Source organism: Agrobacterium sp. 22-209-1 (assembly GCF_053522485.1).
The window spans coordinates 109446-130581 of record NZ_JBNWCH010000010.1 but is presented as its reverse complement, the minus strand read 5'-3'; the positions used below and the strand labels follow the sequence as shown (position 1 = coordinate 130581).

Genomic DNA, 21136 nt, shown 5'->3' with positions numbered 1-21136 from the left:
GTTCCAGTCATTCCTGTCGCTTTAAAAATTCAAACATTTGAAATTACTATAATTTTTATAAACATGGCCATCGTTAAAAATCGCCCTAGCGTGTGAAATTGTCATTTGTCGTGATATTGCGCTGCAAAAAGAACCGCCATACGCCCCTGCCGCGGTGAGGGAAATCACCGCGGAAAAGGCCGGTTAACGGCGGAAATGAGGCGCGTTTTTCTACGATTGAACTAACCTTGGGTTGCATCGCTCTGCATGCGCCGCGATTTGACGATTCCGAGAATTTTCCCGAGCAGCGCCCGTTCAGTCAGCAGGATCAGCACCGCATAGATGACGCCACCCACGGCAGCGCCGATGAGAACCTGAAGCGTGGCATTGGGAACGCGCTCAGCCAGAACGTGAAGCAGATAACGCACCGCACCGGCCATGATCAGCGCCGCGATCATCGGCCGGCTGCTGACATAAAGGCCGCGGAAGAAGGGTGTATCGCTTGCCTTGAACACCGCCCAGGAATAGGCGACCAGCGTTACCGCATTGACGATGCAGAGCCAAACCATCGCGTCGATCAGGGTGCCATAAAGCGCGGCAAGCCAGACCGCGACGGTGGTGACGATGGCGCGGATCGTCGCCGACCAGAACAGCACGCGGCCGTAACCTGCTCCCTTCAAATACGGGATGAAGGTGCTGCACGGCGTCAGAATGGCCTTCGACAGGGCGAGCAGGCCGAGAACGGGCCAGGCATAGGCCCAGTTCTGCCCGAAGATGACAAGCATGGCCGGCTCCGCCACGGCCCAGAGGCCGAACATCATCGGTGCCAAAAGCACGGTCAGCACCTGCGTACTGAACATCAGCGCATCGCGCCGGCGCTGCGGATCGTCCATCATGCGGCTGAAGGCGGGAAACAGGACGCCCATGACAGCCGACAGAACCACCTGGTTGGGAATGCTGGCAAAGCGGTTGGAGGCGGAATAGGCGCCGGCATCCGCCAGCCCAAGATGCCGGGCAATGACCACCATCGGTGACTGGAAGGTAACGAAATTGGCGATTTCCGAGCCCATCAGCCCCGAACTGAAGCCGAGAAGCGGCACCAGTCGGCGCGGTTTCATGACGAAGCGCGGGCAATAGCGGGAAACGGCATAAAGCCCGACAAGCCGGATGAGGGCTGCGGCAAAAAGCTGGATGATCAGCGCCCAGACGCCGAAACCCATGAAAGCAAGTGCGACCGCGACAATGGCCGCGATGCTTTCCGATGCCATGCTCCACAGCGCGTCCTTGCTGAAATTCATCCGTCGCGCCAGCAGCGAATAGGCGACATCACCGGCAAGCTGCAGCGGGATGAGAAATGCCATGATGCGCAGCAGATAGGCGCTTTCCACCGCACCCAGCAGTTCGCCGAAAAATTCCGCGAAGATGTAGAGGACGGCGGCCATGGTGCAGGAGATGGCGAGATTGGCCCAGAAGACGGTATGGATCGTTTCCATATCCTCTTCCTTCTCGACGATAAGGGCGGACGTCAGGCCCGCCCCGGCGATCATGGTCAGGAACTGTACAACCGTAAGTCCTACCGCCACCACCCCGAATTCTTCCGGCGTGAGGAGACGAGCGAGAATTGGGACCGTGACAAATTTAAGCCCGAATGTCCCTGTTTTTGATAAAACGCTCCAGCCGACATTCGTGGTGATGGTCTTTACATTTGGCGCTGGGGGCATACAAGCATCCTGTTTCTGGAGGCCGGCGGGAGGAAGCCGGTTGGGAGTTGCCGATACCATCGGGGCCGCTTTTAGGATCGGGCCCGACACTTCTTGATCAACGCAAGGGGCGAAACAATGGCAAGGTTTACTGTCGTCATTCCCTACTACCAAAAGCAGCACGGTGTCTTGGGACGTGCACTCGCATCGGTTTTTGCGCAGACCTACCAGGACTTCGATCTTGTCATCGTCGATGACGAATCGCCATACCCGATCGATCAGGAACTTGCGGAACTTTCGCAGGGTGAGAAAGACCGGATTCTTGTCATTAAGCAGGCCAATGCCGGCCCGGGCGGCGCGCGTAACACCGGTCTCGACCATGTGCCTGGCGGCACCGACTACGTTGCCTTTCTCGATTCCGACGATATCTGGACGCCAGATCATCTGCAGAATGCGGCCTTCGCGCTAGAGACTTACGACGGCGATTGCTACTGGGCATCGATGCAGGCAAGTGACGAATTTTATTATCATTTTGCCATTTCCGAGTTGGAGAAAAATGAGGGCGCGGCACGGCTTTCCGAGAAACCGCTGGTGATCGAACTGCCGGATCTGGCAAGTGTGATGCTACGCAACTGGAGCTTCCTGCATCTCTCCTGCATGGTGATTGGCCGTCCTCTTTTTGAGAAAATCCGCTTCGATCCGGCGCTCAGACTGGCGGCGGAAGACGTGCTGTTTTTCTGCGATTCCATCCTCGCATCGAAGCGGACGCTGCTCTGTGACGATGCCGGTGCGATGCGCGGAATGGGCGTCAATATCTTCCACAGCATCGACAATACCTCGCCGGAATTCCTGCGCCAGCAGTTCAATACCTGGGTGGCGCTCGATACGCTGGAGGGGCGTTTTTCACGCCGGCCGGACGATGTCGCCTCCATTGCGTCCTATAAAAACACGGCGCGCAAACAGGCGCTGTGGAGCCAGGCGGGCAACTTGAAACGGCGAAAGGCGCCCGAATTCGGACTGTTGTTGAAGTGGGCGATGCGTGATCCGGCACTGCTGCGTGCCGCTTTCGAACTCGGCGCCGGAAAAATCGTCCGCCCGCGATGAGCGAATTCTCGCCCGCAAGAATTTATATGTTTTTCACCCAGGAGTGACCTCATGAAACCTTACCACTGGGAATCTCATCACGGAAATTTCGGTGACGATCTCAATCTGTGGCTGTGGGACTTTTTGCTTCCGGGCCTGCGCGATGTGCATGACGATGTCATGCTCGTCGGAGTCGGCACTGTCCTGAACGATGTTCTTTTGCCGGGAAAACAGCGCAAGCTGGTGATCGGCAGCGGTTATGGTTACGGCGCGGTGCCGGATACCAGCACCGAATTCTGGGACATTCGCTGCGTGCGCGGCGAAAAAACTGCCGCCAAGCTCGGGCTCGCGCCCGAAAAAGGCATTGTCGATCCCGCCGTCATGGTCACCGAGATGCCCGATTTCAAAGACCTGCCGAAACTCTACAAGAAGACCTTTGTTCCGCACTGGGAATCGGCGGAATTCGGCATGTGGGAAACGGTCTGCGAGCCGGCAGGCCTCACCTATCTCGACCCGCGCGGCGAGGCGAAAGCGGTCATCCGCGCCATTGCCCAGTCGGAATTCATCGTGGCTGAATCCATGCATGGTGCAATCCTTGCCGATGCCTTCCGCGTGCCGTGGGTCGCGGTCAGCACCTCGCCGTCGATCAACAGCTTCAAATGGAGCGATTGGGCCGGCAGCGTCGGTGTCGACTATCAGCCGCGCTATGTGCCGGTTTCGACCCGCGCCGAGGCGGCGAAAAAGGGCTCGCGCTTCTGGGGTATGAGCTTCCCGCCGCCGCCCGGCCCCGTCATTGCCGAGGCCGGTTCCGTTCCGGTGCATGAAGGTCCGGCGCATGAGGGTGACGTGCTGGTCCGGCCGCAGGAAACGCAGTCCCGGTCATTGCGCAAATTGGCCAAGCAGGTGCTGGCCGCGCCTTCCACGCTGGCGCTCTGGCAGGCAAGCCGCGCGGAGCCGCGTCTCAGCCCGGATGGCCGGCTGGAAGAGCGCAAGGAGCGTTTCGCCGCCGTTCTGGAAACGGTGAAGCGGGATTATCTCTGAGGGCGAAGAGTGGATGCGGCAGGGAGTTTTCTGCCGCCTTCGCATGAGGATGCCATCCTCTAGGGTCTCTATCGTCATGCTCGGTCCTGTCCCGAGCATCTGCAACCGACCGATCATACGATACGTGAGTAAATCCTCGGGACAAGCCCGAGGATGACGGCGAGAAATTGGCGGAGGTCGCCTTTTCCCTTACGAAACCGGCGTGCCGTCCAGCAGATAACGCACATCACGCACCGGTGGCGATTTGCGGAAGCGGGCAGTCTTGTCGCTCCAGATGCCGCGCATGATTGCGGGCAGGGCGGGGAGGCGCGCAAGGGCGTGGCTTAACGCGCCGCCTATGCCTTTCTGCTTTTTCGTATCGAGAAAATGGCGAAGCTCGAATTTGGCGCGGATATGTTTTTCATGTTCGCGCAGGATCGCCGTTTCCTCTGCCGAAAGCCGGCAACCAGCGAGAATGGCTTTGTCCGCCTCGTATAAGCGGCGAAGATCTTCGGTGCGATGGCGGCCGCTCAGCGAGTTGCCACGCACGATCGCGCCGTAACCGCAATGGTGGATGACCTTGTAGCGCGCGCCGGCGGCCAGCGCCCGCACGTAAAGCTCGTAATCTTCGCCAAGCCTCAGAGCCTCGTCATAACGCAGCGCATGTTTGTCGAGAAAAGAGCGGCGTATCACCGGTTTCAGAAATCCGGTTTCTCCGCGCTCCACGCCGGGCCTGGAAATATTGCCCTCGACGAATTCCGTGAGCGATAAAAACCGCGCCTGCGGCTCGAAACGGGCCGGCTGCATGGAGGAAGCGCCGGAAACCGATTGCTGGATGAAAGCGATATTGTCAGCTACGAGATCCCAGTCGTCATCGGTCAGCATGGCAGTGAAGCGACCCCTGAAGAAGAAGTCGTCCGCATCGAGAATGCTGATGAGCGGGGCAGATGAAATCGAAATCGCGTGGTTGCGCGCGGCCGAAGGACCGCGATTCACATCGAACCGCACGACCCGCAAACGGCCCGTGCCATCATCCGCCGCATGCGCCACGTCGCTTGTCGTGTCGGTGGAGCCATCGTCGATAACCACGACTTCCCCGACCTCGGGCTCCGCAAGGGCGGAGCGAATGGCGATGTCGATGGTTTCAGATGCGTTTTTCGCAGCGATGATGACGCAAATGGGCTGTGAACCGCTCACCATGTGGTGTCCTTCTGCTTTGATCAACCGTCAGGATTTGGCCAGCAGAAAGTGTCAGGCGTATGGATGCAAGCGATTTTTTGCAGCGCAATAAAAGAAGCTGCGTAAAAGCTTACATATCGGTGAGTTTGGCGCCGTGCGGCGGGGCGCTTTTTGCCGGTTCCGCCGCAATGGTCTCGGCGCTGCGATCACGCGAAAAGGTTTCCCGCATCCGCCGTTTTTCTCGGGCGACGAGAACCAGAATTCCAATAAAATAGCCGATTTGCAGAATGACTGCACAGATGAGCGTCTGGATGAATGCGGTATAGAATGATCCGTGGATGAAATACGTGCCAACCGCAAAGGCAAGCAATGCACCGATCATGCTGAAAAAGACACGAGGTGCATACATGGTGCTCTCCTCCCGAGAACGATTTCTCCATTTTTGACTGCGCTGCGGCATTTTTTTTCTTTGCAAGAAATATACGATGAGACCGGTGCTGTTTCAACACACATATATAGTTCTTCTAACGGTTGCGGCATGAAATTTCGGTAATCTGGATTGGTAAATTCCTCCATAACTGCCGATTCGCGCCGATCAGGCCTGCCTGACCACACCGGCTCCTGCGTCTGGAAGCGCCAGAACTGTGCTGCGGGCGGCCCTTGCGGGTTGTCTGTCACGCTCTGCAGACTTCGTTAACCATCTCGCCTTTAAAAAGTCGGTATTGATTCCTCGAAGAGCAGGGTGCCCGCGTGACGACGAGTTCAGAAGTAATCGCCTTTCCGGCAAAGAACCGCATTGCCGACGTAAAACGATGTGCAACCATGCTCGACCGGCTGCATGGTGTGGAGGCGAATGATTTCTGGCGCAGGGAGTGCCGTGAACTGGCCGCCCGTTTGACGGCGCTTGGCTATGAGGACGCCGCCATGCGGCGCGAGGTCATGGAATTTCAAAACGCCGTGCAGGCTGAATTGTGGGCGGGGGACGCCACGCCCGAGGCACGCCGCGACAGCAATTGATGGTTCTTTTTCTTCAATAAAAAAGCCGGCGGGTTATAACCCAGCCGGCTTTTTGTTGGTTCCGTACGCCTCAGGAGGCGCTAGCGGCGCCGCGCGTGCGGGCAACGCCATCCAGTGCGGGCTTGTATTTAGGATCGAGTCGCGCCGCATGCGCATAGGACTTGGCAGCCTTGGCCATCTCACCGCGGCGCTCATAGACCAGCGCCTGGTTGGCCCAGGATTCCGCCACATTACCATCAAGCGAAATCGCGTGGTTGAAATCGGCGAAGGCGTTTTCATCGTCGTTCAGCGCGACATAAGAAAGGCCGCGGCCATTATAGGGCTCGGGCGACGTCGATGACAGCGAGATCGCCTTGGAGAAGTCCTCGATGGCCTGGGCATGCTGGTTGCGCAGCTGGTAGATCAGGCCACGATTGTGCCAGGCGCGCCCGTCGGTTGTTTCCAGCTCGATGGCGCGGGAGAAATCGTTGAAGGCTTCGTTCACGCGGCCCGACTGGCGGTAAAGATTGCCACGTCCGATGAGCGCCACATCGTAGCTCGGATTGATCTGCAGAGCAGCGTTGTAGTCCTGAAGGGCCTGTTGCTGCTGGCCGCTATTGCGGTAAACCAGCGCGCGGTTGGCATAGGCCTGGTAAAAGCGCGGGTTGAGTTGCAGCGCCTTGTTGAAATCCTCGATGGCGCGGCGCGAATCGCCGGCGCGGCCGTAGGCCGAACCGCGAACATTGTAACCTTCAGGGTCCTGCGGATTGGCGTTGATGACCGAGGTGAGCGAGGCGATGTTTTCCTGCGAGCCCTGGGCGCGGTCGATCCGGAACACATCTTCCGTCTGGTTGGATGTCGCACAGCCGGAAAGACCGGCAAGGATGGTGCAGACGACCAGAGAAGCGCGGAACCCTCTGTTGTTTTTCAGTGGCAACCGGCGCGCGGAGGCATCGGCGTTTTTCACAACACAGGCGTCGACAGCGATCATTCGGTGTGGGTTCCCTCGCAGGCCGGTCTCACGATCGTTCTCAAGAACATTCTCCGGCCACAAACACAAAAAGCGGCGGCGAATTGATCGCCCCCGCCCAACAAGCATTCAAAAACGTCCAAAAGACGGCCTATTAACGGCCTGCGCGGGGGCCTGCAACCAGACCTTCGCGCTGTGCACGCTTGCGTGCCAGCTTGCGAACGCGGCGAACGGCTTCAGCCTTTTCGCGGGCGCGCTTCTGGGAGGGCTTTTCGTAATAATCGCGCATTTTCATTTCACGGAAAATGCCTTCGCGCTGCATCTTTTTCTTGAGGGCGCGAAGCGCCTGATCAACGTTATTGTCGCGGACTAGTACCTGCACGTTAAACCCGTTCCTTTAGTTTGGTTATCTTGCTGTGAGAATAAAGGCATTCGCACGCAAACGAAAAATGGTTCGTCCGGCTGTCCAGCTGGGCGATTGGTGACGTGCAATAACAGATCATTTGCGCCAAGTCCAGCCGGTAGCGCATAATCCGCCTGCAAAATACGGGCTGTCCCGCGTTCGTCCCGCAATGTCGAAACAAAATCATTGCGACGTCGCAAAATGAATATTGCCTCCCCTCCCGATTTGCCATGTGTATGATATGGGCCGGGACTATCTTTACGGCCTCTGGCCGGTTCTTGAGGAGCAGATTGCGAATGCGCAAATATTCCGTTTTTGCCGTGGCGCGTGAGGCGCTCAGGGGTCACAAAGGGTGGGATGCGCAATGGGCCTCGCCCGAACCGCGCAAGGACTATGATGTCATCATCATCGGTGGTGGCGGACATGGTCTCGGAGCGGCCTATTACCTTGCCAAGGAACACGGCATTACCAATGTCGCAGTTTTGGAAAAAGGCTGGCTTGGCGGCGGCAATACCGGCCGCAACACCACCATCATCCGCTCCAACTATCTCTATGAAGAGAGCATGGATATTTACGAGCATTCCCTGAAACTGTGGGAAGGCCTGAGCCAGGATCTCAATTACAACGTCATGTATTCGGCGCGCGGCGTGATGATGCTGTCGCACAATATTCACGACCGGCAGTCCTTCAGCCGCCATATCAATGCCAACCGACTTTATGGCATCGACAATGAATGGCTGACGCCGGAGCAGGCGAAAGCCTATTGCCCGCCGCTCGATATCTCAGGCAATGCGCGGTATCCGATCAATGGCGCAGCGCTCCAGCGCCGCGGCGGCACGGCTCGCCACGATGCGGTGGCCTGGGGTTATGCCCGTGCGGCCTCGGATCGCGGCGTGCACATCATCCAGAACTGCGAGGTCACGGGTATTCGCCGTGGGCCGGACGGAGCGGTGACGGGTGTGGAGACCAATCGCGGTTTCATCGGCGCGAAAAAAATCGGGGTTTCCGCCGCCGGCCACTCCTCCGTCATCATGAAAATGGCTGATGTCCGCGTTCCCCTGCATTCCAATCCGTTACAGGCACTGGTGTCGGAGCCGCTGAAGCCGATCTTCCCCTGCGTGGTCATGTCCAACACGGTGCACGCCTATATTTCGCAGTCCGACAAGGGCGAGCTGGTGATCGGTGCTGGCACCGACCAGTATAATTCCTATTCGCAGACCGGTGGTTTGCAGATCATCACCCATACGCTCGACGCCATCTGCGAACTCTTCCCGATTTTCCGCCGTGTCAAGATGATGCGCCAATGGGGCGGCATCACCGACAACACACCCGACCGCTCCGCCATCCAGAGCGTGACGCCGGTGCAAAACCTCTTCGTCAATTGCGGTTGGGGCACGGGTGGCTTCAAGGCGACGCCGGGTTCGGCCAATCTCTTCGCGCATCTCATCGCCCGCGGTGAACCGCATCGCCTGGCGGCCGGGCTGACGCTCGACCGGTTCCGTACCGGCCGCCTGATCGATGAGGCTGCCGCTGCCGCGGTGGCGCATTGATGCTGGCGGCGGCCATGCTTGCGATCAACATATCAGGCGCGGTTGCGGCCGTGCCCGCCGGCAGCGTCATTCCCGAGGCCAGGGATTTTCGCAGTCAGAAGATTGCGAAGATGCAGGGCGAGAAAGACTGGCCGTTCGCGGCGGAAAAAGGCCTGCTTCTCTGTGCTCCCAGTCTCGCAAACAAGATGGTTTATTTTGTCGGCGAGAAGGAGGATGGCGAGCAGGATTACCCTTTCGCGATCGATACCGACATGATGGCGGTCGCCATCGTCAATATGGGCCGGGCCTCGGCGCTGCGTCCCTTCGATAATTTCGAGCAGCTTTTAAAGCGGCTTTCCCCTTTCGTAGCCATGGGAAAGCGGCTGTGTGACCAACCCGCCGGAACCATACTTCCGGAAAACTCTCTCTAGGTGGAGCGACGATGCTTCTGATCCATTGCCCCTATTGCGGGGAAGACCGTTCCGAACTGGAATTCCGCTGGTCGGGCGAAGCCCATATCGCGCGTCCGACAAACATTGCCGATATCTCCGATGAGGCCTTCGCGGAATATTTCTTCATTCGCGACAATGACAAGGGCCTTGTTTTCGAGCGCTGGCGTCACATTCACGGCTGCGGCCGCTTCTTCAACGCCGCCCGCGATTCAGTCAGCGACAAGTTCTTGATGACCTACAGGGCGGGTGAACCGAAACCGGATACTGAGACGGTCCTTTCCGCAGAAAAGGGAGCCGGGCAATGAGCGGCGATTATCGTATAAAGGGTGCCGGCCGGCTGACCCCGGCCAGAACCGCCCGTTTCACCTTCGACGGCAAGATCTATCCGGCGTTGGAAGGCGATACCGTCGCGTCGGCGTTGCTGGCCAATGGCGTGCATCTGATCGGCCGCTCGTTCAAATATCACCGCCCGCGTGGTTTCCTGTCCGCCGGGCCGGAGGAACCGAATGCGCTGATCGACGTCTCCCGCGACAGCCTGCGCAAGCAACCCAACGTGCGCGCCACGGTGCAGGAAGTCTTCGACGGCGCGATCATCGCCTCGCAGAACCGTTTCCCGTCACTCTCCTTCGATCTGAGCGCCGTCAACGATCTTCTCTCGCCGATGTTCGCAGCGGGCTTTTATTATAAGACCTTCATGTGGCCGAAGGCCGCCTGGCATAAGATTTACGAACCGCTGATCCGCCGCGCCGCTGGTCTCGGAAAAGCGCCGAGCGAGCCGGATGCGGATCATTATTCCGGCCGTTATGCCCATTGCGACGTGCTGGTGGCCGGCGCCGGCGTCGCCGGCCTGACGGCGGCGCTTGCCGCGGCAAAAACCGGTGCCAGCGTCATTCTGGTGGATGAAAATGCCGAAGTCGGCGGCGCGCTGCGCTTCGACACCGGTGCGGTGATCGACGGCCTGCCCGGCTACGAGTGGGCGCAGAAGGTTCTTGCCGAACTGCAATCCATGCCCAACGTCCGGGTTCTGACCCGCACGACGGCCTTCGGTTACTACAACCACAATTTCGTGGCGCTGGCGCAGCGCGTCACCGATCATCTCGCCACGCCCGCCAGACACCAGCCGCGTGAGCGGCTGTGGCAGGTGCGCGCCAAGAAGGTCGTGCTCGCGGCAGGCGCGATCGAGCGCCACATGGTTTTCGCCAATAATGATCGCCCCGGCATCATGCTGGCTTCGGCGGCCCGCACCTATCTCAACCAGTACGGCGTCGCCGTCGGTCACAATGTCGGTGTCTACACTGCGCATGATTCGGCCTATGAGACGGCCTTCGACCTGAAGAAGGCGGGCGTGAAGATCGCCGCCATCGTCGATTGCCGCGAAAATCCGGACCAGCGTCTGCTGGACGAGGCCCGGGCGCTCGGCATCGAGGTGCTGGCGGGCCACAGCGTCTACAACACCGCCGGCCGCCTGCGCGTCTCTTCCATGACCGTTGGCCGCAATGGCGGCTCCAACAAGCGCAAGATCGCCATCGATGCGCTTGTCGTTTCCGCCGGCTGGACACCGTCGGTGCATCTCTTCTCGCAATCGCGCGGCAAGCTGAAGTTTGACGCGGCTAATCAGCGTTTCCTGCCTGATATCCATGTGCAGAACTGCGTCTCCATCGGCGCATGCAACGGCACGGACGATCTTTCCGCGATCATTGCCGAAGCGGCAGCTGCTGGGGGCGGTTCGGTGGAATTCTCCGGCGAAAATGCCCGGGCATGGACGGGCGGCATGATCGGTGCGGCCGAAGGCGCAGGCGAGGGCACCGGCGTCAAGGCCTTCATCGATTTCCAGCACGATGTCTGCGCCAAGGATATCCGCCTTGCCGTGCGCGAGGGCATGCATTCCGTCGAACACATCAAGCGCTTCACCACCAATGGCATGGCGTCCGATCAGGGCAAGATGTCGAACATGCATGGCCTCGCCATCGCATCGGAAGCGCTCGGCCGGGATTTGCCCAAGGTCGGTCTCACCACCTTCCGCCAGCCCTATACGCCGGTCACCTTCGGCACGCTCATCAACCATTCGCGCGGCGCGCTGTTTGACCCCACCCGCAAGACGCCGATGCACGAGGAAGAGCTGGCGGCGGGTGCGGTGTTCGAAGATGTCGGCAACTGGAAACGTGCCTGGTTCTTCCCGCGTGCGGGTGAGGACATGCATGAGGCGATCAACCGCGAGTGCAAGACGGTGAGGGAGAGTGTCGGGGTGTTCGATGCCTCCACCCTCGGCAAGATCGAGGTGGTTGGCCCGGATGCGGCGAAGTTCCTGAACCTCATCTACACCAATGCCTGGGATACGCTGAAGCCCGGCCGCTGCCGTTATGGTATCATGACGCGCGAAGACGGCTTCCTTTACGATGACGGTGTCGTCGGGCGCCTTGCCGAAGACCGTTTTCATGTCACGACGACGACGGGCGGCGCGCCGCGCGTTCTCCAGCATATGGAAGATTATCTTCAGACCGAATTCCCCGATCTCAATGTCTGGCTCACCTCGGCCACCGAGCAATGGGCTGTCATTGCCGTGCAGGGGCCGAAGGCGCGCGAGGTTATCGCGCCCTTCGTCGAGGGCATCGATCTGTCGCCGGAAGCCTTCCCGCATATGGCGGTGGCCGAGGGCAAGTTCTGCGGCGTGCCGACGCGGCTTTTCCGCGTCTCCTTCACCGGCGAACTCGGTTTCGAAATCAATGTGCCCGCCGATTATGGCGCAGCCGTCTGGTCGGCGATCCGCGAAAGGGCGGAAGCCGTGGGCGGCTGCCTTTACGGCACCGAGACCATGCATATCCTGCGTGCGGAAAAGGGCTATATCATCGTCGGTCAGGACACGGACGGTACGGTGACCCCTGACGATGCCGGGCTTGCCTGGGCCGTTTCCAAGAAGAAGACGGATTTCGTCGGCATTCGCGGCCTGAAACGCATTGACCTGACGCGCACCGGCCGCAAGCAGCTCGTCGGTCTGAAGACGAAAGACCGACTGACCGTGCCTGACGAAGGCGGACAGATCGTTGCCGATCCGAATCAGCCGAAGCCGATGACCATGCTCGGCCATGTCACTTCGGCCTACTGGTCGGAAAATCTCGGCCATTCCATCGCTTTTGCGCTGGTGGCGGATGGCAGGGCGCGCATGGGTGAAACGCTTTATATTCCGCTTGCCGATAAAACCATTGCCGTCGAAGTGACCGACATGGTCTTCCTCGACAAGGAAGGAGCCCGTCTCAATGGCTGACATGCTGCACGCAAAACGCAAATCCGTGCTTGAGGATTTTCACGGCGGCTCGCCTTTCGTTTCGCTGAAAACCGCCGCCTCCGCCTCGCGGCTGTCGCTGCGGGCGCGGGAAAGTGCCGTACCGGCGCTCTCGGAGGCACTCGGCCTTGCTCTGCCCACCAGCCCGAAAGGCTCCGTCACGTCGGGTCTGCGCTCGGCTCTATGGCTTGGCCCGGATGAATGGCTGGTGATCGATCAGGGTGAAAGCGACCTGATGGCTGCGCTTGCCGGCGTCTCCGGGCTGTTTTCCGCAACCGATGTTTCCCACCGCAACACAGCCGTCATCGTCTCCGGCCCAGGCGCGGAAGCAGCACTCAATGCCGGCTGCCCGCAGGACCTGTCTCCGGCACGGTTCCCGGTGGGCGCCTGCTCACGCACGGTTTTCGGTAAGGCGGAAGTGGTGCTGCTGCGCACGGCGGACGATACGTTCCGGGTGGAATGCTGGCGTTCCTTTGCCGAATATGTCGGCGGGCTGTTGCAGGAGGCGGCCGAGGACGTGGCGGTTTAACCCGCCATCCAGCCTCGCCATTCCACCCATCGCCCATGGAAATCGGCCCGGCCGATTTCCTGCTTCTCGCCGGTCGGCCAGATCTGAAGGGTAATGGCGGCGCTGCCCGGCGTCGCGTCTGCCTCCATTTGCAGCCGGGCAAGCGGGGCATCCGGCGTAGCGCGGTCTCCGGCTTCGCTAATTACAGCCTCGCCGGCCTCCTTCAACGCATCGGGCAGATATTGCCAGGCGACTGAGTGATAGACGACATGGGCAGCACCCGGATATTGCCTGGCAAGGCGGCGTTTCAGCCAGTCGACCGCGTCCGCCTTCTCGACATGCAGACCATGTTCTACGGCTATCCGCAGGGCGGCGGCGGTTCGCTCCAGCCTGTCTGTCTGATCGGCCCAGACATAGGACATCAGCCGCAGGCGATCTTCGGCGGATGACGGGTCGAGCGGGTTGAGGTCGCCTCCGGCACGCTCGATAACCTCGATCCGGCCATCCGGCGGGGTGTTGCCGCGCCATTCCGGCGACAGGAAGACATCGGATTGTTCGCCCCATGCAAAGTCATCGAGACGATAGCGGTATCGGTCGAATTGCAGGTTAAGCCCGGCGCTTGCACCCACCTCGGACAGCACGAGCGGCTTGCCGGTCAGCGCCGCTATCGAAAGAAAGCCCGGCAGCAGAACGGCGGAACGGCGAACCTCGTTGGTCTGCGGCGGTGATTTCAACCTTGCGAGGATGAAGGGCGAATGAAAACGAAGGGCGCTGGCGCAGGCCTGCCAGAGCGCTTCTTCGTCTTCCGGCGCAATATCGGCAAGCGGCGCGATCTTTTCCTCGATGGCGAGCGCATGCAGGGCGCCCGCCAGCCGCAGGGGAACGGAATCACCGGAGGGGCCGACATCGCCGGGCCAGGACAGGATTGTCTCCCCCACTTCCGTCTGGCGGTCGAGCCTTGCGGCCACGGCGCGACAAAGCCGTGCGGTAAAGGGAGAGCCGAGGCTGTCGCAGGCCTTTGCCTGCACGAGAAACGCGTTCCTTACGGCTTCGTCATGCATGCGGTGTCTCCCTTTTTGCGTTCAGGCGTCTTCCGGCCTGTCTTCCGGGTTGAACTGGCTGATGGTGGTCCAGCGGGCGGTAAGCGCCGGCTTTTTTTCGTTTTCGATTTCCACCGTCACGTCATAAGTCGTCATCAGCATGGCCGCACCGCGAAAACGCGCTTCCGCCAGCGTGAAACGGCCGCGCACCCGCGCACCGCTTTTGACCGGCGTCACGAAACGGACGGTATCGAAGCCGTAATTGATGCCCATGGTCTGTTCGCGAATACGGGGCAGGGCATCGTAATTCAGCGCCGAAAGCAGCGACAGCGTCAGGAAACCATGGGCGATGGTGCCGCCAAAAGGGCTTTCAGCACGGGCGCGCTCAGGGTCCATATGGATGAACTGTTCATCCAGTGTCGCTTTCCCGAAGGCGTTTATCATCGTCTGGTCGACGGTGATCCAGTCGGAAACGCCCATTTCCGTACCGACCAGATTTTTCATCTCCGCCAGCGCAATTTCTTTTGTCATGTTACCTCGTCCGCATTGTTTCCAGGGACTTATACGGCTGGCGACGCGAAGGGATCAACTGCGCAGATAAAACACCACGGAACGGGCGGGCAGGAAGGCGGGATTGCCGAAATCCGTGCCGATCGCATGCCAGCCATCGCCGGGCAGCGTGAAAGGAACGACCTCGCGACCGCGATTGATGAGAACCGCAAGCTCGACCTCGTCGCCCGTTTCCCGGTCCGACGTTGAAAGCACCATGGCGAAGGCGGGTCCATTCGGGCTTTCCCAGTCCGCAATCGTCATGGGCTCCCCGCCCGGAGCAAGCCATGTCACATCGCCGCTGCCGGAAAAGAAGCCGGTCTCGGAAAAGACGCCGAAGCGTTTGCGAAGCGCTGCGAGAAATGCCGTGTGATCGATCAGTTCGGGGACAAGCGAAGACCAGTCGACCCAGTTGATGTCATTGTCCTGGCAATAGGCGTTGTTGTTGCCCTGCTGACTGCGGCCGCCCTCGTCACCCGCCGTCAACATCAGGGTGCCGCGGCTGACAAAAAGCGTGGAAAGCAGCGCTTTTACATCCGCAAGGCGAGCGGCGACAATGGCGGGATCGTCGGTCAATCCCTCGAAACCATTGTTCCAGGAATGGTTGTCGTTATGCCCGTCGCGATTGTTCTCGCCGTTTTTTTCATTGTGCTTGTGTTCGTGGCTGACGAGATCGAACAGGGTGAAACCATCATGGGCGGCAAGGAAATTGACGCTGCGGCTTTTCAGGCGGCCATGGCGGGAAAAGATCGGCGAGGAGCCGGACAGGGCATTGGCCAGCGCCCCCGTCGTGCCAGCATCTCCACGCCAGAAACGGCGCATGTCATCGCGGGCGCGGTCGTTCCATTCCAGGAAACTTTCTGGGAAATTGCCGAGCTGATAACCGCCGGGGCCGATATCCCAGGGTTCGGCGATCAGCAGGCGGTCGTAAAGCACCGAGTCCGAATGCATCGCGGCCAGCGTCTCGCTCGCCATGTCGAAACCCGCGGCCGTCCTCCCGAGCACCGGCGCAAGATCGAAACGGAAGCCATCCACGCCGGCATTGAGAACGAAATGCCGCAGCGAATCGATGATGAGCTGGCGAACATAGGGGTGGTCGCAGGCAACCGTGTTGCCGGTGCCGGTGTCATTGACCAGCACGCCCGGCTTTCCCGGCGGGTGGCGGAAGGCGGTGAGGTTATCGAGTCCCCGCAGCGACAGGATCGAGCCTTCGATATCGCTTTCACCCGTATGGTTGAAGACCAGGTCGAGAACGACGCCGATGCCTTGCGCATGCAGTGCCGCAATCGTGTCGCGCAATTCCCGGACGCCGCCAGGGCAGAGGCGCGGATCGAGTGCCATGAAACCGACGGGATTATAACCCCAGGCATTGGAAAGGCCGAGCGGCGGCAGGTGGCGCTCATCGATCCATGCGGTGATCGGCATCAACTCCACCGCATCGACGCCGATTTTTTTCAGGTGCGCGACAATGGCGGGATGCGCAAGTGCGGCAACGGTGCCCCTGATCTCTTCCGGCACTTCAGGATGCAGCCGGGTAAAGGATTTGACGGCGAGTTCGTAAATCAGCCCGCCTTCGGCAAAAAGCGGCGGTTGACGCCTGACCGGCTCATATTGCGAAAGGATCGCTTTCGGCATGATCCCGCCGGTTTCCGCACCAAAGGCGTAAAGCGCGGGGTCGTGCCGGAAGGGGCGGTCGATCTCCGTGGCATAGGGGTCGAGCAGCAGTTTCGCAGGATCGAACCAGAGGCCGTGTTCAGGGGCGTAAATGCCGTGAGTGCGAAAGCCGTATCGCGTGCCGGGGCCTGCGTCGGAGACGGTCAACCGGTGAACGTCATCTTCACCGCGCGCCATCGGCAAACGCGCCGTTTCTTTTTCGCCCTTCGTATCGAAAAGGCAGAGATCGATCTGCGAGGCGTGCCGGGAGTAGACCGTGAATTCCGTTCCGTTTTCCGTCTGGATTGCGCCTTTGGGGAAAACGGAAGGTGTCTGCATGGTCGGTCTCTCCGGGAAATGGTGTTTCTCTTCCAGAATGGAGCAGGGAGGCAAGGCCGAGTGAGGGACGCTTTCAGTGCGTCCCTCATGAGCGGGCGGCAAGCCCTTACGTAATAACGCTCGGTGCGTTGCGGCCGGTATGAGCCTTGATGCCGGCGATGGTATCGGCAACGGAAATCAGGTCGGCAAGCGCCTCCTGGGTTTCGATACCGTGGCGGGCCGCATCCGGCTCGTAACGCTCGACATAGAGGCGAAGCGTGGCGCCCGCAGTACCCGTGCCGGAGAGGCGAAGCACGATGCGCGAGCCGCCTTCGAACAGGATGCGGATGCCCTGATTTTTGCTGACCGACTGATCGACCGGATCGTGATAGGCAAAATCATCCGCCGCCGCGACCTTCAGATTGCCATAGCTGGTGCCGGGAAGTGTGGCGAGTTTTTCGCGCAGGGTGGCGACCAGCGTGTTCGCCGCATCCGAATCCACTTCCTCATAGTCGTGGCGCGAATAATAGTTGCGGCCATATTCGGCCCAGTGCTTGGTGACGATGTCCTTCACACTTTCCTTGCGGGCGGCGACAATGTTCAGCCAGTAGAGCACGGCCCAAAGGCCATCCTTTTCTCGCACATGGTTGGAGCCGGTGCCGAAGCTTTCCTCGCCGCAAATCGTTACCTTGCCAGCATCCATGAGATTACCGAAGAATTTCCAGCCGGTCGGTGTCTCGTACATGCCAAGGCCGAGCTTTTCGGCGACGCGGTCGGCTGCAGCACTTGTCGGCATCGAGCGGGCGATGCCGGAAATGCCGGCGGCATAACCGGGCGCCAGTTTCGCATTGGCGGCGATGATGGCGAGACTGTCTGATGGGGTGACGAACATGCCCTTGCCGACAACCATGTTGCGGTCGCCGTCACCGTCGGAGGCCGCGCCGAAATCGGGGCCTTGCGGGCTCATCACATCGTCATAAAGCTCCTTGGCATGGACAAGGTTCGGGTCTGGATGGTGGCCGCCGAAATCCGGCAGCGGCGTTGCATTGCGGACGGAGCCCTTCGGCGCGCCGAGACGCTTTTCGAGGATTTCCACCGCATAGGGGCCGGTGACAGCGCTCATGGAGTCGATGACGACGCTGAAGCCGCCAGCGATGAGCGCACGGATGGCGTCGAAATCGAACAGTTCTTCCATCAGGGTGGCATAGTCTGTGACCGGGTCTATCACCTCGACTGTCAGCTCATCCACCTTGAAGCTGCCGATCTTGTCGAGGTCGATATCGGCGGCATCGGAAATCTTGTAGCTGTCGATGATCTTCGAGCGGGCATAGATCGCGTCCGTGATCTTTTCCGGCGCGGGGCCGCCATTGCCGATATTGTATTTGATGCCGAAATCTTCGTTCGGGCCGCCGGGATTATGGCTGGCGGAAAGAACGATGCCGCCGAAGGCCTTGTATTTGCGGATGATGTTGGAGGCGGCCGGCGTGGAGAGAATGCCGCCCTGACCAACCAGCACCTTGCCGAAACCGGCGGCGGCAGCCATTTTGATCGCCTTCTGGATGACTTCGCGGTTGTAATAGCGGCCGTCGCCGCCGATCACCAGCGTCTGTCCTTCAAAGCCTTCAAGCGCGTCGAAGATCGACTGGATGAAGTTCTCGGCGTAATTTTCCTGGGCGAAGACCGGCACCTTCTTGCGCAGGCCTGAAGTGCCCGGCTTCTGGTCCTGATAGGGCTTCGTCTGAACGGTCTTGATCATTGTTTCAATGGCCTTTCGAAATAAGCTGGCTGTAAAGCGCGGCGTAAAGACCGGCGCTCTTTTCCCAGGAAACATCGGATTTCATTCCGAGTTTCTGCATTTGTGTCCACAGTTTCGGGTCGTGGTAATAACGGACGGCCCGGCGGATCGCCTGTTTCAGACCATCGAGCGTGACGGGTGAAAATTGCACGCCGGTCGCCGATTTATTGGCGATGGCGGCATGGTTGGCGTCGATCACGGTATCGGCAAGACCGCCGGTGCGGGCGACGACCGGAATGCAGCCATAACGCAGCGCGTAAAGTTGGGTGAGGCCGCAGGGTTCAAAACGAGAGGGAATGATGATCGCATCGCAGCCCGCCTGCATCAGGTGCGAGAGTGGCTCGTTATAACCGATAGCGACACCGACGCGGCCATGGTGGCGGGGCGCCGCCGCCAGAAGCGCGCCCTCCAGCGCTACTTCCCCCGCGCCCAGCACCACGAGGCGACCGCCAAGGGAAACGATCTCGTCCACGGCTTCCGCCATGAGGTCGATACCCTTTTGCCAGGTGAGGCGGGAGATGATGCAGAAAAGCGGGCTGTCATCATCGTCGATGCGGAAATGTTCGGCGACCGCCTTCTTGTTCAGCGCACGGTTCTTGAGATTGGCGGCTGAATAATTGTCGTGAATCAGGTGATCGGTGGCCGGGTTCCAGACGTCGGCATCGATGCCGTTGACGATGCCGTGCAGTACATGGGCGCGGCTGCCGATGACGCCGTGCAAGCCCATGCCGAATTGCGGGGTGAGGATTTCCTCGGCATAGGACGGGCTGACGGTGCTGAGCGCCGTTGCCGTCTGCAGGCCGCCCTTCAGGAAGCTCACATCGTTGTAATACTCGATGCCTTCCATGCCGAAGGCATGGGCGGGGAGGCCAAGCTTGCTGAAGATATTCGCGCCGAACTGGCCCTGAAAGGCGATGTTGTGGATGGTGAGAAGGCTCGGAATCTCGGGCGTTTCGGCATAACGCATATAGACCGGCGCCATTGCGGCCTGCCAGTCATGGGCATGCACCATATCCGGCCGCCAACCGGGAAGCGCATCGGCGGCGATGCGGGCGGCGGCCAGGGAAAGCGCCGCGAAGCGTTTCCAGTTGTCAGAATAGTCCTTGCCGGTCTGGTCGAGATAGGGGCCGCCGGAGCGCTCGTAATAGGCGGGCGCGTCAAGAATGAGGAGGTTCAGTCCCTCATGCCGCACTTCGAGCACATCGGCTTTTTCGCCGAGCAGATCGGTAAATTCGAAGCATTTGACGGGATCCGTCACGGCGGCTTTCACCGCCGGATATCCGGGTATCAATGTGCGCGTCGTGACGCCATGGGCTTCCAGCGCGATGGGGAGTGCGCCAACAACGTCGGCGAGCCCTCCGGTCTTGATCAGGGGATAGATTTCGGATGAAACCGAAAGGACATTCATGGGCTCTACAGGTCCAGCTTGTCGATCATCGATTGGGTGATAAGGCAAATGCCGTTTTCAGTGCGGCGGAAACGTTTGGCATCCAGTTCTGGGTCTTCTCCTACAATCAGTCCTTCCGGAATGACCACGCCATGGTCGATGACGACATTGCTGAGCTGGGCGTGACGCCCGATCTTCACACTTGGCAGTACTACGGCATTCTCAAGGCGGGAATATGAATTAGCCCGCACACCCGTAAAGAGGAGGCTGCGGTTGAGGGCGGCGCCGGAAATGATGCAATCGCCGGAGACGACCGAAGACACGGCCGAGCCGCGGCGGTTCTCGTCATCGTGCACAAATTTCGCCGGCGGTGTGATTTCCGCATAGGTCCAGATCGGCCAGGATTTGTCGTATATATCGAGGTCCGGCACCACATCCGTCAGGTCGATATTGGCCTGCCAATAGGCATCGATGGTGCCGACGTCGCGCCAGTAGGGGCCATGCTCGAAATCGGAACGCACGCAGGAATCCGCGAAGCGATGGGCGACGGCTTTGCCGTGCTCGACGATGTAGGGAATGATGTCTTTGCCGAAGTCTCGGCTGGAGCTCGGATCGGCGGCGTCGCGGCGCAGCGCTTCCATCAGGAATTTCGTGTGAAAGACGTAGATGCCCATCGAGGCGAGCGCGAAGCCTTCATTGCCGGGAATGCCCGGCGGATCGGCCGGTTTTTCGATGAAATCAATGATCTCGTCTTTTTCATTCACATGCATCACGCCGAAGCCGGTCGCTTCCATGCGCGGCACTTCAAGGCAGCCGATCGTTACATCGGCGCCGGAATCGACATGCTGCTGCAGCATGTATTCGTAATCCATTTTGTAGATATGGTCGCCGGCGAGAATGACCATATATTCCGGCGCATAGGGCTCAATGATGTCGATGTTCTGGTAGACGGCGTCGGCCGTGCCTTCATACCATTGCGTTTCGGAAACGCGCTGGGAGGCCGGCAGAATATCGAAGCTTTCGTTACGCTCGGGACGGAAGAAGTCCCAGCCGCGCTGCAGGTGGCGGATGAGCGAGTGCGCCTTGTATTGCGTGGCGACGCCGATGCGGCGAATGCCGGAATTGAGCGCGTTGGAGAGCGCGAAATCGATGATGCGCGCCTTGCCGCCGAAATAGACGGCGGGTTTTGCCCGGCGGTCCGTCAGCTCCTTCAGGCGGCTTCCTCTGCCGCCTGCGAGGACATAGGCCATTGCATCGCGTGCCAAAGGCTGAACTCTTTTTTCCGACATGGTGTC

General features: G+C 59.9%; 19 protein-coding genes. 8 read left to right on the top strand and 11 right to left on the bottom strand.

Going from position 1 to position 21136, the window contains the following annotated elements:
• Positions 1-221: 221 nt before the first annotated feature.
• Positions 222-1700 carry a lipopolysaccharide biosynthesis protein gene (locus ACQZ48_RS19675; protein WP_448729220.1) on the bottom strand — a complete coding sequence of 493 codons (1479 nt, stop codon included), beginning with the start codon at positions 1698-1700 and terminating at the stop codon, positions 222-224.
• Between the two features lie 117 nt (positions 1701-1817).
• On the opposite strand from ACQZ48_RS19675, the gene ACQZ48_RS19670 reads away from it, so the two are divergent.
• A complete protein-coding gene (locus ACQZ48_RS19670) occupies positions 1818-2783 on the top strand; it encodes a glycosyltransferase family 2 protein (RefSeq protein ID WP_077984781.1) in 966 nt (321 codons plus the stop codon).
• 51 nt (positions 2784-2834) lie between these two features.
• Positions 2835-3803 carry a polysaccharide pyruvyl transferase family protein gene (locus tag ACQZ48_RS19665; protein WP_191218037.1) on the top strand — a complete coding sequence of 323 codons (969 nt, stop codon included), beginning with the start codon at positions 2835-2837 and terminating at the stop codon, positions 3801-3803.
• Positions 3804-3992: 189 nt separating this feature from the next.
• Here ACQZ48_RS19665 and ACQZ48_RS19660 read toward each other — a convergent pair whose 3' ends face one another.
• Together ACQZ48_RS19660 and ACQZ48_RS19655 are read right to left on the bottom strand one after the other, a co-directional pair.
• Entirely contained in the window at positions 3993-4982 is a 990-nt protein-coding gene (locus tag ACQZ48_RS19660) for a glycosyltransferase family 2 protein (protein WP_269824599.1), read from the bottom strand.
• Positions 4983-5091: 109 nt separating this feature from the next.
• Positions 5092-5370: an exopolysaccharide production repressor protein gene (locus tag ACQZ48_RS19655; RefSeq protein ID WP_374638166.1), complete on the bottom strand. Its 279-nt coding sequence runs from the start codon at positions 5368-5370 to the stop codon at positions 5092-5094.
• Between the two features lie 341 nt (positions 5371-5711).
• On the opposite strand from ACQZ48_RS19655, the gene ACQZ48_RS19650 reads away from it, so the two are divergent.
• On the top strand, positions 5712-5978 hold the full coding sequence (locus ACQZ48_RS19650; RefSeq protein ID WP_448729219.1) for a DUF6074 family protein: 267 nt from the start codon (positions 5712-5714) through the stop codon (positions 5976-5978).
• Between the two features lie 70 nt (positions 5979-6048).
• Here the strand turns inward: ACQZ48_RS19650 and ACQZ48_RS19645 are convergent, their stop codons facing one another.
• Together ACQZ48_RS19645 and rpsU are read right to left on the bottom strand one after the other, a co-directional pair.
• The gene (locus ACQZ48_RS19645) at positions 6049-6948 is read right to left on the bottom strand and encodes a tetratricopeptide repeat protein (RefSeq protein WP_077984786.1); all 900 of its coding nucleotides are present in this window, start codon (positions 6946-6948) and stop codon (positions 6049-6051) included.
• A 133-nt stretch (positions 6949-7081) separates the two neighbouring features.
• A complete protein-coding gene (rpsU, locus tag ACQZ48_RS19640) occupies positions 7082-7309 on the bottom strand; it encodes a 30S ribosomal protein S21 (RefSeq protein ID WP_003508541.1) in 228 nt (75 codons plus the stop codon).
• Between the two features lie 317 nt (positions 7310-7626).
• Here rpsU and ACQZ48_RS19635 point away from each other — a divergent pair, with 317 nt between their 5' ends.
• From ACQZ48_RS19635 to ACQZ48_RS19615, 5 genes are read left to right on the top strand one after another with little or no spacing between them, the layout of a single operon-like run.
• Positions 7627-8880 (top strand): sarcosine oxidase subunit beta family protein, encoded by a 1254-nt coding sequence (locus tag ACQZ48_RS19635; RefSeq protein WP_059756984.1) that lies wholly within the window; start codon positions 7627-7629, stop codon positions 8878-8880.
• Positions 8880-9290, top strand: coding sequence for a hypothetical protein (locus ACQZ48_RS19630; RefSeq protein ID WP_162520537.1), 411 nt, complete (start codon positions 8880-8882; stop codon positions 9288-9290). The genes ACQZ48_RS19635 and ACQZ48_RS19630 overlap by 1 nt, the downstream gene beginning before the upstream one ends.
• 11 nt (positions 9291-9301) lie before the next feature.
• Positions 9302-9616 carry a sarcosine oxidase subunit delta gene (locus ACQZ48_RS19625; RefSeq protein WP_137412503.1) on the top strand — a complete coding sequence of 105 codons (315 nt, stop codon included), beginning with the start codon at positions 9302-9304 and terminating at the stop codon, positions 9614-9616.
• Positions 9613-12573: a sarcosine oxidase subunit alpha gene (locus ACQZ48_RS19620; RefSeq protein WP_448729218.1), complete on the top strand. Its 2961-nt coding sequence runs from the start codon at positions 9613-9615 to the stop codon at positions 12571-12573. Before ACQZ48_RS19625 ends, ACQZ48_RS19620 begins: the two co-directional genes overlap by 4 nt.
• Positions 12566-13120, top strand: coding sequence for a sarcosine oxidase subunit gamma (locus ACQZ48_RS19615; RefSeq protein ID WP_269824596.1), 555 nt, complete (start codon positions 12566-12568; stop codon positions 13118-13120). Before ACQZ48_RS19620 ends, ACQZ48_RS19615 begins: the two co-directional genes overlap by 8 nt.
• Here the strand turns inward: ACQZ48_RS19615 and ACQZ48_RS19610 are convergent.
• The 6 genes from ACQZ48_RS19610 to glgC form a co-directional block, all read right to left on the bottom strand.
• The gene (locus tag ACQZ48_RS19610; protein WP_448729217.1) at positions 13117-14160 is read right to left on the bottom strand and encodes a DUF2332 domain-containing protein; all 1044 of its coding nucleotides are present in this window, start codon (positions 14158-14160) and stop codon (positions 13117-13119) included. The genes ACQZ48_RS19615 and ACQZ48_RS19610 overlap by 4 nt on opposite strands.
• A gap of 21 nt (positions 14161-14181) precedes the next feature.
• Positions 14182-14670 carry a MaoC family dehydratase gene (locus ACQZ48_RS19605; RefSeq protein ID WP_137412499.1) on the bottom strand — a complete coding sequence of 163 codons (489 nt, stop codon included), beginning with the start codon at positions 14668-14670 and terminating at the stop codon, positions 14182-14184.
• Between the two features lie 54 nt (positions 14671-14724).
• Positions 14725-16680 carry a glycogen debranching protein GlgX gene (gene glgX, locus ACQZ48_RS19600; RefSeq protein WP_448729216.1) on the bottom strand — a complete coding sequence of 652 codons (1956 nt, stop codon included), beginning with the start codon at positions 16678-16680 and terminating at the stop codon, positions 14725-14727.
• 106 nt (positions 16681-16786) lie between these two features.
• Positions 16787-18415 carry an alpha-D-glucose phosphate-specific phosphoglucomutase gene (locus ACQZ48_RS19595; protein WP_448729215.1) on the bottom strand — a complete coding sequence of 543 codons (1629 nt, stop codon included), beginning with the start codon at positions 18413-18415 and terminating at the stop codon, positions 16787-16789.
• Positions 18416-18419: 4 nt separating this feature from the next.
• On the bottom strand, positions 18420-19862 hold the full coding sequence (gene glgA / locus ACQZ48_RS19590) for a glycogen synthase GlgA (protein WP_448729214.1): 1443 nt from the start codon (positions 19860-19862) through the stop codon (positions 18420-18422).
• Between the two features lie 5 nt (positions 19863-19867).
• Positions 19868-21130 carry a glucose-1-phosphate adenylyltransferase gene (gene glgC, locus ACQZ48_RS19585; protein WP_077984795.1) on the bottom strand — a complete coding sequence of 421 codons (1263 nt, stop codon included), beginning with the start codon at positions 21128-21130 and terminating at the stop codon, positions 19868-19870.
• Positions 21131-21136 lie beyond the last annotated feature (6 nt).

Excerpts from the sequence above, each read along its gene's own strand:
- ACQZ48_RS19655 (WP_374638166.1), bottom strand. The coding sequence starts at position 5,370 with ATGTATGCACCTCGTGTCTTTTTCAGCATGATCGGTGCATTGCTTGCC.
- ACQZ48_RS19625 (WP_137412503.1), top strand. The coding sequence starts at position 9,302 with ATGCTTCTGATCCATTGCCCCTATTGCGGGGAAGACCGTTCCGAACTG.
- ACQZ48_RS19630 (WP_162520537.1), top strand. The coding sequence starts at position 8,880 with ATGCTGGCGGCGGCCATGCTTGCGATCAACATATCAGGCGCGGTTGCG.
- glgA (WP_448729214.1), bottom strand. The coding sequence starts at position 19,862 with ATGAATGTCCTTTCGGTTTCATCCGAAATCTATCCCCTGATCAAGACC.
- ACQZ48_RS19665 (WP_191218037.1), top strand. The coding sequence starts at position 2,835 with ATGAAACCTTACCACTGGGAATCTCATCACGGAAATTTCGGTGACGAT.
- ACQZ48_RS19645 (WP_077984786.1), bottom strand. The coding sequence starts at position 6,948 with ATGATCGCTGTCGACGCCTGTGTTGTGAAAAACGCCGATGCCTCCGCG.
- ACQZ48_RS19670 (WP_077984781.1), top strand. The coding sequence starts at position 1,818 with ATGGCAAGGTTTACTGTCGTCATTCCCTACTACCAAAAGCAGCACGGT.
- ACQZ48_RS19610 (WP_448729217.1), bottom strand. The coding sequence starts at position 14,160 with ATGCATGACGAAGCCGTAAGGAACGCGTTTCTCGTGCAGGCAAAGGCC.
- ACQZ48_RS19605 (WP_137412499.1), bottom strand. The coding sequence starts at position 14,670 with ATGACAAAAGAAATTGCGCTGGCGGAGATGAAAAATCTGGTCGGTACG.
- ACQZ48_RS19635 (WP_059756984.1), top strand. The coding sequence starts at position 7,627 with ATGCGCAAATATTCCGTTTTTGCCGTGGCGCGTGAGGCGCTCAGGGGT.
- ACQZ48_RS19595 (WP_448729215.1), bottom strand. The coding sequence starts at position 18,415 with ATGATCAAGACCGTTCAGACGAAGCCCTATCAGGACCAGAAGCCGGGC.
- ACQZ48_RS19615 (WP_269824596.1), top strand. The coding sequence starts at position 12,566 with ATGGCTGACATGCTGCACGCAAAACGCAAATCCGTGCTTGAGGATTTT.
- ACQZ48_RS19620 (WP_448729218.1), top strand. The coding sequence starts at position 9,613 with ATGAGCGGCGATTATCGTATAAAGGGTGCCGGCCGGCTGACCCCGGCC.
- glgC (WP_077984795.1), bottom strand. The coding sequence starts at position 21,130 with ATGTCGGAAAAAAGAGTTCAGCCTTTGGCACGCGATGCAATGGCCTAT.
- ACQZ48_RS19675 (WP_448729220.1), bottom strand. The coding sequence starts at position 1,700 with ATGCCCCCAGCGCCAAATGTAAAGACCATCACCACGAATGTCGGCTGG.
- ACQZ48_RS19660 (WP_269824599.1), bottom strand. The coding sequence starts at position 4,982 with ATGGTGAGCGGTTCACAGCCCATTTGCGTCATCATCGCTGCGAAAAAC.
- glgX (WP_448729216.1), bottom strand. The coding sequence starts at position 16,680 with ATGCAGACACCTTCCGTTTTCCCCAAAGGCGCAATCCAGACGGAAAAC.